This is a genomic window from Kluyvera sp. CRP, assembly GCF_019930565.1.
Lineage (GTDB): Bacteria > Pseudomonadota > Gammaproteobacteria > Enterobacterales > Enterobacteriaceae > Kluyvera > Kluyvera georgiana_A.
Window position 1 is genome coordinate 3,117,535 of sequence record NZ_CP082841.1, and the last position, 13,970, is coordinate 3,131,504.

Consider the following 13,970-nt stretch of genomic DNA (forward strand, 5'->3'; position numbering starts at 1 on the left):
TGGCCCCGCCCGTGTTCAGACAGAGAACTTCTTCGCGCTACGGGTAAGGCTGCTGCCTGCTGCCTGCCCATCCTTTCCGTACAGTCCCGTCTCCTGAAAAGGCTTCAGCACATCGAGCGCCTGCTGGTTGCGGACAATCTGTCCTTCAAGCAGCCAGCCATTATGCTGATTTAACCGACGCAGCTGCTGCGTGGTTTCCGTAATGGTCTGCCAGCGACTGCCGATATCTTCATTATCGGTGCTTTGTCGGGCGTCCTGTTCCACGCGACGCTGTTTTTCCAGGTAGTCTAAGGTCGCCAGCAGAGAGCTTTTCTCTTCAGTAATGCTGGCAAGCCGCAGGCCGTTAACGCTGCCTGCAGAGAGCTGTTGTTGCTCAGCATCCATCACTTCTTTAAGAGAGTGAAGGATGCTGGTCATTTGGTCCAGAATGGCTGACAAACTGCTCATGCGCTTATTTACTCTGTAGATAATCTTGCGTGTCTTGAATCAGCGCGTCGGCAATCTTACCGGTATCCATTTTTAACTCGCCGTTACGAATGGCGGTTTTCAGTTCCTCGACGCGCGCCATATTAATATCGCCGCTGCTTGAACGGGTCAGTGCGGTCTGCGCATTGCTTAACGTCACGCTGGCGCTGGTGGCGGTTTCGGTTTTCTCGGCACGTACTTTTTGTGCACTGGTCTCCGGCGTTTCGCGATGTTGTACCGGCGTTACCGCTTTCAGAGATGATGTACGATCGATGCTCATAATGCTTTCCTCATTGGAGGCTTTGGTATGGCGCAGGCGCCGACTCTCATTAATTGTTAATTATCTATCGGCAAGCGACACATATTCTTTAAGAAGTTTATAGATTAATCAGAATATTCCCATCAGCGCTCACCTGACCGCTCACCACCTGACCAGAAGGCATTCTCACGCGGGCGTTCTGGGCCACCGCGGCGTTGTTTAACGCCTGCCCCTCGCTGTTGATGCTAAAGCCTTCCCCCTGGGCGACGACCATCACTTTCTGTCCTGCTTTCACCCGCCACGACTGGCGCACCATCGATAGCTGAATCGGCTGGCCGATGGCAACGTCGCGCAGACTGATGGCATCCTCGGCCTGCGACAAATTCAACATGGTACGCGGCGGTAGCTGATCGAGCCGCCCACGCATTAACGTGACGCTCTGCGACTCAATCGGCGATCCGCGCACGATGGGCGCCGCGGCGACAACGTAATCGCCTACCGCCTGCACGGTCACCTGTAAATACTGTTTCGCATTTCCGCACTGGGCCACCACCGTCAGATTTCCCCATAGCCGCGAGTTACCCGGCGTGCTGAACGTGGGTGCGTCACAGCTAAGCTGCTGATTCTGCGTATTGCGCAGCTTCACGCTGACCTCATCGCTAAAGCCAGTCAGCCGTTCGCGAAAGAACGCGGTCAGCTGCGACTGAATATCAGCCGCCTGAGCAAGCGGGCTAAAGGCCAGTATCGCAGCGGTGAATGGGACAATGAGCTGACGCATTGAACGCTCCTGTGGATGGCGAATGCACGCATTTTACTCAACTTGCGATGACATCAACGCAACAAATAGCGACGCATATTGCGCTTATTCCGTCGATGACGCGCGCATAAGGAGAATTAAGCTGTTGGCTGAAACTTTGTCATTAGCGGAGGAGACATGCTCGATAAACTCGACGCCGCATTACGTTTTCAGCAAGAGGCATTAAACCTGCGCGCAGAGCGCCAGGAGATTCTCGCTGCCAATATCGCTAACGCCGATACCCCGGGGTATCAGGCGCGCGATATGGATTTTTCCAGTGAACTGAAAAAGGTGATGTCACGCGGGCGCGCGGAAGGCAGCGGCGTTGCGCTGACGCTGACCTCCGAACGTCATATTCCTGCCCAGGCGCTTTCCGCGCCGAATACCGATCTGCTGTACCGCATTCCCGATCAGCCCGCGATGGATGGCAACACCGTCGATATGGACCGGGAGCGTACGCAGTTCGCCGATAACAGCCTCCAGTACCAGACCGGCCTCACGGTTCTGGGCGGACAGATTAAGGGCATGCTGAGTGTCCTGCAGGGGAACTAATCCATGGCACTACTCAATATCTTCGATGTTGCAGGTTCCGCGCTGACCGCGCAGTCCAAGCGATTGAACGTGGCCGCGAGTAACCTCGCCAACGCCGACAGCGTCGCCGGGCCGGATGGCCAGCCGTATCGTGCTAAGCAGGTTGTTTTTCAGGTGGATGCGCCGATGGGCGCGGCGACCGGTGGCGTGAAAGTCGCTGATGTCGTTGAAAGCCAGGAGCCGGACAAGCTGGTCTACCAGCCGGGGAATCCGCTGGCGGATGCGAAAGGCTATGTGCGCATGCCTAACGTCGACGTCGTGGGCGAGATGGTGAACACCATGTCGGCGTCGCGCAGCTATCAGGCAAACGTCGAGGTACTGAATACCGTGAAGAGCATGATGCTCAAAACGCTGACGCTTGGGCAATAAGGGAGGTAACCGATGTCTGTCGTAGCCAATATCAATGATACCAGCAGTAGCAGTTCGACCTCATCGTCGATCAGCAGCTCCGGCACCAACAGTTCGTCCGACCTGCAGAGCAGCTTTCTGACGCTGTTGGTTGCGCAGCTGAAAAACCAGGATCCGACTAACCCGTTACAAAACAACGAACTGACTTCGCAACTGGCACAGATCAGCACTCTCAGTGGCATTGAGAAGCTCAACACCACGCTGGGGTCTATCTCCGGACAGATTAATAGCGGCCAGTCGCTGCAGGCCAGCGCCCTGGTGGGCCACGGCGTCATGATTCCCGGCAGCACCATTCTGGCTGGCAAAAACAGCAGCGATGAGACCAGCGTGGATACCACGCCGTTTGGCATTGAGCTGACGCAGTCCGCCGAGAAGGTTACCGCCACCATCGTCGACGGGACCGGCAAAGTGGTCCGGACGTTAAATCTGGGGGCGCAGACCGCCGGCGTTCATACCTATACCTGGGACGGCAAGATGGATGACGGCACGGCGGCACCGGACGGCGCTTACAACATCAACTTCGCCGCCAGCCAGGGCACCACGCAGCTGGTGGTTCAGCCGCTGCAGTTCGCCCTGGTGCAGGGCGTTACGCTGGGCAGCGATGGCAACAAACTGGATTTGGGTACCTATGGCACCACCACGCTGGATCAGGTTCGCCAGATTATTTAAGCCTCTAACTATTTCAGGAGAGACGTTATGGCCTTTTCACAAGCGGTAAGCGGATTAAACGCTGCTGCCACCAACCTCGATGTTATCGGCAACAACATCGCCAACTCCGCGACCTACGGGTTTAAATCCGGGACCGCATCGTTTGCCGATATGTTTGCCGGTTCCAAAGTGGGGCTGGGGGTAAAAGTTGCGGGGATTACCCAGGACTTTACCGACGGCACCACCACCGGTACCGGACGCGCGCTGGACGTGGCGATTAGCCAGAACGGTTTTTTCCGTCTGGTCGACAGCAACGGTTCCGTTTACTACAGCCGTAACGGCCAGTTCAAGCTTGATGAGAACCGCAATCTGGTCAACATGCAGGGGCTGAGCGTCACCGGCTATCCGGCAACCGGTAACCCGGCGACCATCCAGCAGGGGGCGAACCCGGTGGCGCTGACGATCCCGAATACGCTGATGTCGGCGAAAACGACCACCACCGCGGCGATGCAGATGAACCTGAACTCCACGGATGACAAAATTGATCAGACGACGAAGCCTTTCAATCCGACCGATCCGGATACCTATAACAAAAAGGGTACCGTGACCGTGTACGACAGTCTGGGTAACTCCCATGACATGAACGTCTACTACGTGAAGACGGATAACAACAAATGGGACGTCTGGACGCTGGACTCCAGCGTCAGCGGTGCCAATCCGGTGAAAGCGGCTCAGATGGAGTTTTCTTCAAGCGGTACGCTGACAGGTGTGACCAACTATACAGAAGATACGACCACTACGCCGAGCACCTGGACGCTGAATGGCACGGCCAACGCGACGCCGCAAATTGACGTCGCCCTGGCGGGACTGAACGGTTCCGCGGGTAGCACCTTCTCCCTGAGCTTCCTCAACTCCATGCAGCAGAACACCGGCTCGAACGATATCGTCGCCACCACCCAGAACGGCTTCGCGCCGGGCAACCTGGTGAGCTACCAGATCAACGAAGACGGTACGGTGGTGGGTAACTACTCCAACCAGCAGAGCCAACTGCTGGGGCAGATTGTGCTGGCGAATTTCGCCAACAACGAAGGTCTGCAGTCAGAGGGCGATAACGTCTGGTCGGCAACGCAGTCATCGGGCGTCGCGCTGCTGGGCACCGCGGGCACCGGTAACTTCGGTTCACTGACCAACGGCGCGCTGGAAGCCTCCAACGTCGACCTCAGCAAAGAGCTGGTGAACATGATCGTCGCGCAGCGTAACTACCAGTCGAACGCGCAGACCATCAAGACCCAGGATCAGATCCTCAACACGCTGGTTAACCTGCGTTAATCGTAACAGGGTGACGTTATGGATCACGCCATATATACGGCAATGGGCGCCGCCAGCCAGACCATGCAGCAGCAGTCGGTCACGGCGAGCAACCTTGCCAATACCTCTACGCCGGGCTTTCGCGCGCAGCTGACGGCAATGCGTGCGGTGCCGGTGGTCGGCCCGAGCGTCGAGACCCGTACGCTGGTCGCCGCCACCACGCCGGGCGCGGATATGACCCCTGGCCAGCTGGACTATACCGCGCGTCCGCTGGACGTGGCGGTTCAGCAGGATGGCTGGCTGGCGGTGCGCTCGGCAGACGGTACCGAAGGATATACCCGTAACGGCAATATTCAGGTGAGCGCCACCGGGCAGTTGACCATTCAGGGTAACCCGGTGATTGGCGAGGCCGGTCCGCTGAACGTGCCGGAAGGCTCGCAGGTAACGATTGCCGCCGACGGGACCATTTCGGCGCTGACGCCGGGCGACCCGCCGAACACGGTGTCGCCGGTCGGCAAGCTGAAGATGGTGAAGGCCAATGGCACCGAAGTCGCGCGTGGCGATGACGGCCTGTTTCACCTGACGCCGCAGACCGTGGCAACGCGTGGGCCGGCCCTCCAGGCGGACCCAACGCTGCGCCTGCAGTCCGGTGTGCTGGAAGGCAGTAACGTTAAACCCGTGGCGGCGATGGCGGACATGATCGCCAGTTCACGCCGCTTTGAAATGCAGATGAAGGTTATCAGCAGCGTGGATGAAAACACGCAGAAAGCTAACCAGTTGCTGTCAATGAGCTAAGGAAAATTATGATCAGTTCATTATGGATCGCCAAAACCGGTCTGGACGCGCAGCAAACCAATATGGACGTTATCGCCAACAACCTGGCGAACGTCAGTACCAATGGTTTTAAGCGCCAGCGCGCGGTGTTTGAAGACTTGCTCTATCAAACCGTTCGCCAGCCGGGTGCGCAATCATCCGAACAAACGACACTGCCTTCCGGCCTGCAGATTGGTACCGGGGTACGTCCCGTGGCGACCGAGCGTCTGCATAGCCAGGGCAACCTGTCGCAGACCAACAACAGTAAAGACGTGGCGATCAAAGGCGACGGGTTCTTCCAGATCCTGCTGCCGGACGGTTCCTCCGCCTACACCCGCGACGGTTCGTTCCAGGTTGACCAGAACGGCCAACTGGTGACCGCCAGCGGCTATCAGGTACAGCCCGCCATCACCATTCCGGCCAACGCCATCAGCATCACCATTGGCCGTGACGGGATTGTCAGTGTTACCCAGCAGGGCCAGGCAAACCCGGTTCAGGTGGGACAACTGAACCTGTCGACCTTTATGAATGACACCGGTCTCGAGAGTATCGGGGAAAACCTGTACATCGAAACCCAGGCATCAGGCGCGCCGAACGACACTACGCCGGGTCTGAACGGCGCGGGTCTGCTGTACCAGGGTTATGTTGAAACCTCTAACGTCAACGTGGCGGAAGAACTGGTCAACATGATTCAGGTGCAGCGCGCGTACGAGATCAACAGTAAAGCGGTATCGACGACTGACCAGATGCTGCAAAAACTGACGCAGCTGTAAAGGCAAGGCCTCGGCGTCGCGTCGCCTGGCGAGGCGATGCGACGCCGGGATGTTCCCGAGATTCAGAAGAAGAAAGCAATGCAAAAATCTGCAGCGTTTCGCTATCCGCTTTTAACCCTCGTCGCGCTCAGCGTGGTGGGGTGCGCATGGATCCCCTCGAAACCGTTGGTTGAAGGGGCGACGACCGCACAACCGATTCCCGGCCCGGTGCCGGTGGCGAACGGTTCGATATTCCAGACCGCTCAGCCTATTAACTACGGCTATCAGCCGCTGTTTGAAGACCGTCGTCCGCGCAATATCGGCGATACGCTGACCATCGTGCTGCAGGAAAACGTCAGCGCGAGCAAAAGCTCCTCGGCAAATGCGAGTCGTGATGGCAAAACCAACTTCGGCTTCGACACCGTGCCGCGCTACCTCCAGGGGCTGTTTGGTAATGAGCGCGCGGATGTGGAAGCGTCTGGCGGCAACTCCTTCAACGGCAAGGGCGGCGCTAATGCCAGCAATACCTTTAGCGGCACGCTGACCGTGACCGTCGATCAGGTTCTGGCCAACGGCAACCTGCACGTGGTGGGCGAGAAGCAAATCGCGATTAATCAGGGCACCGAATTTATCCGTTTCTCCGGGGTCGTTAACCCGCGCACCATCAGCGGCAGCAACACAGTGCCGTCGACGCAGGTGGCGGATGCGCGTATCGAATACGTGGGCAACGGCTATATCAATGAAGCGCAGAATATGGGCTGGCTGCAGCGTTTCTTCCTTAATTTATCGCCGATGTAATGAGGTGAACCATGTTTAAAACTCTGCTTACTCTGGCGCTGGTGCTGGTCACCGGGCTGGCGAACGCCGAACGCATCCGCGATCTGACCAGCGTGCAAGGGGTCAGGGAAAACTCGCTGATCGGTTACGGCCTGGTCGTGGGCCTTGATGGCACGGGCGACCAGACCACGCAGACGCCGTTCACCACCCAGAGCCTGAACAACATGCTGTCCCAACTGGGGATTACCGTTCCGGCGGGGACCAACATGCAGTTGAAAAACGTGGCGGCGGTAATGGTGACCGCGCAGCTGCCGGCTTTTGGGCGTCAGGGACAGACCATCGATGTGGTGGTGTCTTCCATGGGGAACGCCAAAAGCCTGCGCGGCGGTACGCTGCTGATGACGCCGCTGAAAGGCGTCGACAGCCAGATCTACGCCCTGGCTCAGGGTAACATTCTGGTCGGCGGCGCGGGCGCGTCGGCGGGCGGCAGCAGCGTGCAGGTGAACCAGCTTAACGGCGGGCGAATCACCGGCGGCGCGACCATTGAGCGCGAATTGCCGAGCCAGTTTGGCGCGGGCAACACCATTAATCTGCAATTGAACGACGATGATTTCACCATGGCGCAGCAGATCGCCGACACCATTAACCGTCGCAGCAGCCTGGGCAACGCCACCGCGCTGGATGCCCGTACCGTGCAGGTGCGCGCGCCGGTTGGCGGCAGCGGGCAGGTACGTCTGCTGGCGGATATCCAGAATCTGGAAGTGGGCATGCCGCCGCAGGATGCGAAGATCATTATCAACTCGCGTACCGGCTCGGTGGTAATGAACCGGGAAGTAACGCTCGATACCTGCGCGGTAGCTCAGGGCAACCTCTCCGTTTCCGTCAACCGTTCGGCGCAGGTCAGCCAGCCGGATACGCCGTTTGCCGGTGGGCAAACCGTGGTGACGCCGCAAACCCAAATCGATCTGCGCCAGAGCGGTGGCTCGCTGCAAAGCGTTCGCGCCAGCGCCAATCTGAATAACGTGGTACGCGCACTGAACGCCTTAGGCGCGACGCCGATGGAGCTGATGTCGATTATCCAGGCGATGCAAAGCGCGGGTTGTCTGCGCGCTAAGGTGGAGATTGTCTGATGCTAACCGACAGCAAATTACTGGCGAGCGCCGCGTGGGACGCGCAGTCACTGAATGAACTGAAGACCAAAGCGGGGCAGGATCCGCAGGCGAATCTGCGTCCCGTTGCCCGACAGGTGGAGGGCATGTTCGTGCAGATGATGCTGAAAAGCATGCGCGAAACGCTGCCGAAGGACGGATTGTTCAGCAGTGACCAGACGCGGCTTTACACCAGTATGTATGACCAGCAAATCGCCCAGCAGATGACTGCCGGGAAAGGCCTTGGCCTGGCAGAGGAGATGGTCAAACAGCTGTCGGCGCAGCAGCAGGAACCGGCGGATAACGTCGGTCAGGTACCGATGAAGTTTGATATGCAGACGGTGACCAGCTACCAGAACGCCGCTCTGACGCAGATGGTGCGTAAGGCGTTGCCGAAAGCGCCGGACAACAGCGATACGCCGTTGTCCGGCGACAGCAAAGATTTCCTTGCCCAGCTGTCGCTGCCCGCGCGGCTGGCGAGCGAACAGAGCGGTATCCCACACCACCTGATTCTGGCGCAGGCGGCGCTGGAGTCCGGCTGGGGTCAGCGGCAGATCCGCCGTGAAAACGGCGAACCGAGCTTTAACCTGTTTGGGGTGAAAGCATCCGGTGACTGGAAGGGGAAGGTGACGGAAATCACCACCACCGAATTTGAGAATGGCGAGGCGAAGAAGGTGAAGGCGAAGTTCCGCGTCTACGGCTCGTATCTGGAGGCGCTGTCGGACTACGTCGGCCTGCTGACCCGCAACCCACGCTATGCGGCGGTGACGTCGGCGGCCACGGCGGAGCAGGGCGCACAGGCGTTGCAGAATGCTGGATACGCTACCGATCCGCAGTATGCGCGCAAGCTGACCAGCATGATTCAACAGCTGAAATCGATGAGCGATAAGGTCAGCAACGCATACCGAAATGATATCGAAAATCTGTTCTGATTTATCTCAAGTTTGCCATCCGCCATCCGATAAGTAATACCATGGCCTTAAGAAGGAGCGTTCATGTCCAGTTTAATTAACAGTGCGATGAGCGGGTTGAGCGCAGCCCAGTCGGCGCTGAATACGACCAGTAACAACATCGCGAGCTACAACGTTACCGGCTACACCCGTCAGACCACGGTGCTGGCTTCTGCCAACAGCACGCTGGGCGCGGGCGGTTGGGTAGGTAATGGCGTTTACGTGTCTGGCGTACAGCGCGAATACAACGCCTTCATTACCAATCAGCTGCGCGCGGCGCAGAACCAGAGCAGCGGCTTGACCACTCGCTATGAGCAGGTGTCGAAAATTGACAATATGCTCTCCAGCTCAACCAACAATATCTCAACCACGGTGCAGGATTTCTTCAGCAGTCTGCAAACGCTGGTGAGCAACGCCGAAGACCCGGCGGCGCGTCAGACCGTACTCGGCAAAGCCGCGGGTGTGGTGAACCAGTTCAAGGTGGCGGATCAGTATCTGCGCGATCAGGATAAGCAGGTTAACCTGTCGATTACCTCGACCGTCGATCAGATCAATAACTACACCTCACAGATTGCCAGTCTCAACGATAAGATTTCTCGCCTGACCGGCGTAGGCGCGGGCGCATCGCCAAACGACCTGCTGGATCAGCGCGACCAACTGGTGAGTGAGCTTAACAAGCTGGTGGGCGTTGAGGTCAACGTACAGGACGGCAGCACCTATAACATCACCATGGCCAATGGGTATACCCTGGTGGCGGGAACCAAATCGAACCAGCTGGCCGCGGTGCCGAGCAAGGCCGATCCGTCGCGCACCACCGTGGCCTATGTGGATAACGTTGCCGGCAATGTGGAGATCCCAGAAAAGCTGCTGACCACCGGTTCGCTGGGCGGCCTGCTGACCTTCCGTTCGCAGGACCTTGACCAGACCCGCAATAGCCTGAACCAGATGGCGCTGGCGTTTGCCGATGCTTTTAACCAGGTGCATCGTGGGGGTATTGATGCCGATGGTAATACCAACGTCGACTTCTTCGACTTCGGCGATCCCTCTGTCGTTGCCAACGGCAAAAACGCCGGTAAAGCCGAGCTGACGGCAACGATGACCGATTCATCTGCTGTGCAGGCTACCGATTATCGCATCACCAAAACCGACAGCGGCTGGCAGGTAACGCGCCTTTCCGATAACACCAACGTGAACTTCCAGACCGCTACCGATGGTTCGCTGCAGTTCGATGGCCTGTCGGTCAGCGTTGATAACAGCAACGGCGCGGCCAACACGGGCGACAGCTTTACCGTGAAACCGGTGAGCAACACCATTGTGAACATGAAAGTGGCGATCACCAGTGAGTCACAAATTGCGATGGGCCTCGCCGATACCACCACCGGCACGAGCGTGGGTGAAAGCGATAACCGTAACGGGCAGAAGCTGCTGGATCTGCAAAACAGCAAGGTAGTCGGCGGCTCAAAGACCTTTAACGATGCCTATGCCGCGATGGTCAGTAATATCGGCACCCAAACCGCGACCCTGAAGAGCAGCAGTACCACTCAGGCGAACGTGGTGACGCAGCTGAGCAACCAGCAGCAGTCTATCTCCGGGGTTAACCTTGATGAAGAGTACGGCAACCTGCAGCTTTTTCAGCAGTACTATCTGGCTAATGCGCAGGTACTGCAGACGGCAAGCACGCTCTTCGACGCATTAATTAATATCCGTTAAGGAAGGGGAGAGCTATGCGCGTTAGTACCATCATGATGTACCAGCAGAATATGAGAGGCATTACCGACTCTCAGTCTGCATGGTTGAAGTACGGTGAACAGATGTCTACCGGCAAGCGAGTTAACCGCGCTTCGGACGACCCGGTTGCTGCCTCGCAGGCCGTGGTGCTGTCTCAGGCGCAGGCGCAGAATAGCCAGTACGCCACCGCGCGGACCTTCGCGACTCAGCGCGTGTCGATTGAAGAAAGCACGCTGTCGCAGGTGACAACTGCGATCCAGTCGGCGCAGGAGAAGATCGTTTATGCCGGTAACGGCACGCTGAGCGACGATGACCGCAATTCACTGGCCACCGACCTGCAGGGTATCCGCGACCAGCTTCTTAACCTGGCGAACAGCACCGACGGTAACGGGCGTTATATATTCGCCGGTTATAAAACGGATACGCCGCCTTTTGATGATACCGGCAAGTACGTTGGCGGCACGCTCAACGTGGAACAGCAGGTCGATTCTTCACGCACCATGGTTATTGGCCACACAGGCAACCTGATCTTTGATAATGCGACCAGCAACGCCAAACCGGATGCCGATACCAACGTTTTCACGGCGTTAGATTCGGCAATTGCCGCGCTGAAAACCCCGGTTGAAGGTGATGAAACGGCCCAGGACACGGCGCTGGCGGCGATTGATAAAACCAACCGTAGCCTGAGTAATTCGCTTAATAACGTGCTGACCGTACGTGCTGAACTGGGCACCCAGCTCAATGAGCTGGATAAGCTGGATTCGTTGGGGGATGACCGGGCGCTGGCGCAGACGCAGCAGATGAGCAATCTGGTGGACGTCGACTGGAACTCGACCATCTCGAACTACACGATGCAGCAAACGGCCCTGCAGGCCGCCTATAAAGCCTTTACCGACATGCAGGGCATGTCTTTGTTCCAACTGAATAAATAACAACATGTAGTTTTAAACATATCTGTAGAAACTGGGTATGTTTTTATCGCCCGCGTCATTACCCCGTCGCGGGCTTTTTTTATTGCCTTACTGTACGTTCAGCGCAGCGCTACGTAAGCGGTAGGTTTCGCTGACGCGAATCGCCAGTGCGACCAGACCGGCTACTGTGGCTAACGCCACCACGCCTTCCCAACCGGCCAGCGAATAAACCTGCGTCCCGAGGACTGAACCCAGCGCCATGCCGATAAATACGCCGGTAAACAGCAGGGCGTTGAGGCGACCGCGGGCTTGCGGTTCCAGGCTGTACACCAGATTCTGGTGCGCGACCAGGCTTGATTGCAGACCCAGGTCGAAGCCAACGGCGGACAGTGCAATCAGCGCCATCTGCGCCATCGGCGGCAGAACCGGCAGCAGGAACATCAGCGCAAACGAGATGCTGACCAGCAGCGCACCCAACTGGGTTACTTTCTCCGCACCAACTTTATCCGCCAGACCGCCAGCCAGCGGCGCCGCCAGCGCACCTGCCGCACCAGCGATACCAAAGCCACCCGCCACCGCACTCCCCATGTGATAGTGCTCGGCCAGCATGACCGCCAGCGTTGACCAGAAGGCGCTGAAGGCGATTGAGAGAAAGCCCTGAGCCATGGCGGCGCGACGCAGCGTTGGGTAGCGACGCCAGAGGTGCACCATCGACACCATGAGTGCCGGATAACGCAGTTCGGAGTGAGCGGCGAAGTGCGGCAGCACGCGCCACAGCAGCAGGCCAATCAGCGCAATGCTGACGGCTGCGGCCTGGTACATTACGCGCCAGCCAAACAGTTCACCGACCACGCCGCTTACGGTACGCGACAGCAGGATCCCCAGCAGCAGGCCGGTCATCACCGTGCCAACCATTTTCCCCTGTTTCCCCGCCGGGGCAAGAATGGCGGCGGCGGGAACGATGTCCTGCGCCATGGTGGCGGCCATACCGATCAGCAAACTGATCGCCAGCAGGGAAGGAAATTGCTGAGTCAGGCTATAAAGCAGTAATAAAACCGCCAGCGTCAGGCTTTTCAGCAGAATCAGCGTGCGGCGGTCGTAACGGTCGCCTAACGGCAGTAAAAACAGGATCCCCAGCGCATAGCCAGCCTGAGTCAGGGTGGGAATCAGCCCCATACCTTCCACGCTCAGATTCAGGGTTGAACCCATCAGCGGCAGCAGCGGCTGGGCGTAATAGATGGCGGCAACGCTGAACCCGGCGCCGAGCGCCAGGACAAAGATCAGCAGGCTGGTGGCCCGGGAAGAAAGGTTATCAGTGTTCATGGTTTCATCCTCAACGGTGTATGCCGCTATTCTCTGCGTCTTCGCGGTGGCGCGGTAGCCGTCGCGGTGGTAAAACAGTTATACGTTTCACGTATAGGCAATGAGTTGATGAAAAGAGCAGAGCGTATAGATCGCGTTGAACTGATGCGCACGTTTATCCGTATCGTTGAGGCAGGCTCGTTGTCTGCCGCCGCGCGCCAGCTTGAGACCACCCAGGCAACCATTAGCCGCCGATTGCAGTCCCTTGAGGAGATGCTGGGGGCCAAGCTGCTGCTGCGTTCAACGCACGCAATGAAGCTGACCGACGACGGCGAGCGCTGCTACCAGCATGCGCGTCAGGTGGTGGATAGCTGGCTGGCGCTGGAGGATGCCTTACAGTTGACCGACGAACAGCCGGTGGGCACGTTACGTGTACGTGCTCCGCATGCTTTCGGCCAGCAGCAATTACTGATGCCGTTGGTGGGCTTCCTCGCGCGCTACCCGCAGCTCTCCGTCGAGTGGATGCTGCACGACAGGGCGGTGGACTTTATCAGCGACAACGTTGATTGCGCGATTCGCGTTGGCGCGGAGGTGGATCCGGCGACGGTGTCGGTGCTTCTGGCGGAGGTGCCGCGCTGTATTGTCGCTTCACCGCAGGTTGTGGCGCGCTATCCTCAGGTGACGACACCTGAACAGCTCTCGGCGCTTCCATGGATTGCAATCAGTACCTTCTATCAGCACGAAGTGGTGCTACATCATCCGACTCTCGGCCAGACGGAGAGCGTGAGTATTGCCGCGCGGCTGAGCACCGACAGCCTGTATGTGGCAAAAAATGCCGCGCTCGCGAACGTGGGGGCCGCGGTGGTTTCAAGCTGGACGGTGGAGGAGGAGTTGGCCAATGGCACGTTAGTGGAGCTGCTACCGGAGTGGCAGACGACGCCGCTGCCGGTTCATCTGGTTTATCCATGGGCGCGTTATTATCCGACCCGGCTGCGTAAGTTTCTCGATCTGATGCGCGAGGTCATGCCGCAAATCGCCGGGATGCGGCAGCCCGAGCAGAATGGATAAACGCATCGCGTCAGGTAAAAAAAATCGGCCACTTGGGCCGATTTTT

General features: G+C 58.2%; 16 protein-coding genes. 12 read left to right on the forward strand and 4 right to left on the reverse strand.

What is annotated here, in order from left to right:
- Window positions 1–15: 15 nt before the first annotated feature.
- The 3 genes from flgN to flgA all read right to left on the reverse strand — a co-directional run bounded on the left by flgN (window position 16) and on the right by flgA (window position 1,502).
- The gene (gene flgN, locus K7B04_RS14580; protein WP_163448118.1) at window positions 16–447 is read right to left on the reverse strand and encodes a flagella biosynthesis chaperone FlgN; all 432 of its coding nucleotides are present in this window, start codon (window positions 445–447) and stop codon (window positions 16–18) included.
- A gap of 4 nt (window positions 448–451) precedes the next feature.
- On the reverse strand, window positions 452–745 hold the full coding sequence (gene flgM, locus K7B04_RS14585; RefSeq protein WP_064549088.1) for a flagellar biosynthesis anti-sigma factor FlgM: 294 nt from the start codon (window positions 743–745) through the stop codon (window positions 452–454).
- A 97-nt stretch (window positions 746–842) separates the two neighbouring features.
- Entirely contained in the window at window positions 843–1,502 is a 660-nt protein-coding gene (gene flgA / locus K7B04_RS14590; protein ID WP_223802341.1) for a flagellar basal body P-ring formation chaperone FlgA, read from the reverse strand.
- Between the two features lie 156 nt (window positions 1,503–1,658).
- Between flgA and flgB the strand changes: the two genes are divergently transcribed.
- The 11 genes from flgB to flgL all read left to right on the forward strand — a co-directional run bounded on the left by flgB (window position 1,659) and on the right by flgL (window position 11,575).
- A complete protein-coding gene (flgB, locus tag K7B04_RS14595; RefSeq protein WP_163448116.1) occupies window positions 1,659–2,072 on the forward strand; it encodes a flagellar basal body rod protein FlgB in 414 nt (137 codons plus the stop codon).
- Between the two features lie 3 nt (window positions 2,073–2,075).
- On the forward strand, window positions 2,076–2,480 hold the full coding sequence (gene flgC / locus K7B04_RS14600; protein ID WP_163448115.1) for a flagellar basal body rod protein FlgC: 405 nt from the start codon (window positions 2,076–2,078) through the stop codon (window positions 2,478–2,480).
- 12 nt (window positions 2,481–2,492) lie between these two features.
- Complete coding sequence (gene flgD / locus K7B04_RS14605; protein ID WP_223802342.1) at window positions 2,493–3,188, forward strand: flagellar hook assembly protein FlgD; 696 nt, start codon at window positions 2,493–2,495, stop codon at window positions 3,186–3,188.
- A gap of 27 nt (window positions 3,189–3,215) precedes the next feature.
- Window positions 3,216–4,496 carry a flagellar hook protein FlgE gene (flgE, locus tag K7B04_RS14610; RefSeq protein WP_163448113.1) on the forward strand — a complete coding sequence of 427 codons (1,281 nt, stop codon included), beginning with the start codon at window positions 3,216–3,218 and terminating at the stop codon, window positions 4,494–4,496.
- 18 nt (window positions 4,497–4,514) lie between these two features.
- On the forward strand, window positions 4,515–5,270 hold the full coding sequence (locus K7B04_RS14615) for a flagellar basal body rod protein FlgF (protein WP_163448112.1): 756 nt from the start codon (window positions 4,515–4,517) through the stop codon (window positions 5,268–5,270).
- A gap of 8 nt (window positions 5,271–5,278) precedes the next feature.
- Entirely contained in the window at window positions 5,279–6,061 is a 783-nt protein-coding gene (flgG, locus tag K7B04_RS14620; protein ID WP_035894201.1) for a flagellar basal-body rod protein FlgG, read from the forward strand.
- Between the two features lie 78 nt (window positions 6,062–6,139).
- Window positions 6,140–6,838 (forward strand): flagellar basal body L-ring protein FlgH, encoded by a 699-nt coding sequence (gene flgH / locus K7B04_RS14625; RefSeq protein ID WP_163448111.1) that lies wholly within the window; start codon window positions 6,140–6,142, stop codon window positions 6,836–6,838.
- 11 nt (window positions 6,839–6,849) lie between these two features.
- On the forward strand, window positions 6,850–7,947 hold the full coding sequence (locus tag K7B04_RS14630; protein ID WP_163448110.1) for a flagellar basal body P-ring protein FlgI: 1,098 nt from the start codon (window positions 6,850–6,852) through the stop codon (window positions 7,945–7,947).
- Window positions 7,947–8,897, forward strand: a complete 951-nt coding sequence (gene flgJ, locus K7B04_RS14635; RefSeq protein WP_163448109.1) for a flagellar assembly peptidoglycan hydrolase FlgJ — start codon at window positions 7,947–7,949, stop codon at window positions 8,895–8,897. The genes K7B04_RS14630 and flgJ overlap by 1 nt, the downstream gene beginning before the upstream one ends.
- Window positions 8,898–8,960: 63 nt before the next feature.
- On the forward strand, window positions 8,961–10,625 hold the full coding sequence (gene flgK, locus K7B04_RS14640; protein WP_223802343.1) for a flagellar hook-associated protein FlgK: 1,665 nt from the start codon (window positions 8,961–8,963) through the stop codon (window positions 10,623–10,625).
- 14 nt (window positions 10,626–10,639) lie between these two features.
- Window positions 10,640–11,575: a flagellar hook-associated protein FlgL gene (gene flgL, locus K7B04_RS14645; protein WP_163448107.1), complete on the forward strand. Its 936-nt coding sequence runs from the start codon at window positions 10,640–10,642 to the stop codon at window positions 11,573–11,575.
- Window positions 11,576–11,662: 87 nt separating this feature from the next.
- On the opposite strand, the gene K7B04_RS14650 is transcribed toward flgL, so the two are convergent.
- Window positions 11,663–12,877: an MFS transporter gene (locus tag K7B04_RS14650; protein WP_163448106.1), complete on the reverse strand. Its 1,215-nt coding sequence runs from the start codon at window positions 12,875–12,877 to the stop codon at window positions 11,663–11,665.
- A 108-nt stretch (window positions 12,878–12,985) separates the two neighbouring features.
- Between K7B04_RS14650 and K7B04_RS14655 the strand changes: the two genes are divergently transcribed.
- Window positions 12,986–13,924 (forward strand): LysR family transcriptional regulator, encoded by a 939-nt coding sequence (locus K7B04_RS14655; protein WP_223802344.1) that lies wholly within the window; start codon window positions 12,986–12,988, stop codon window positions 13,922–13,924.
- Window positions 13,925–13,970 lie beyond the last annotated feature (46 nt).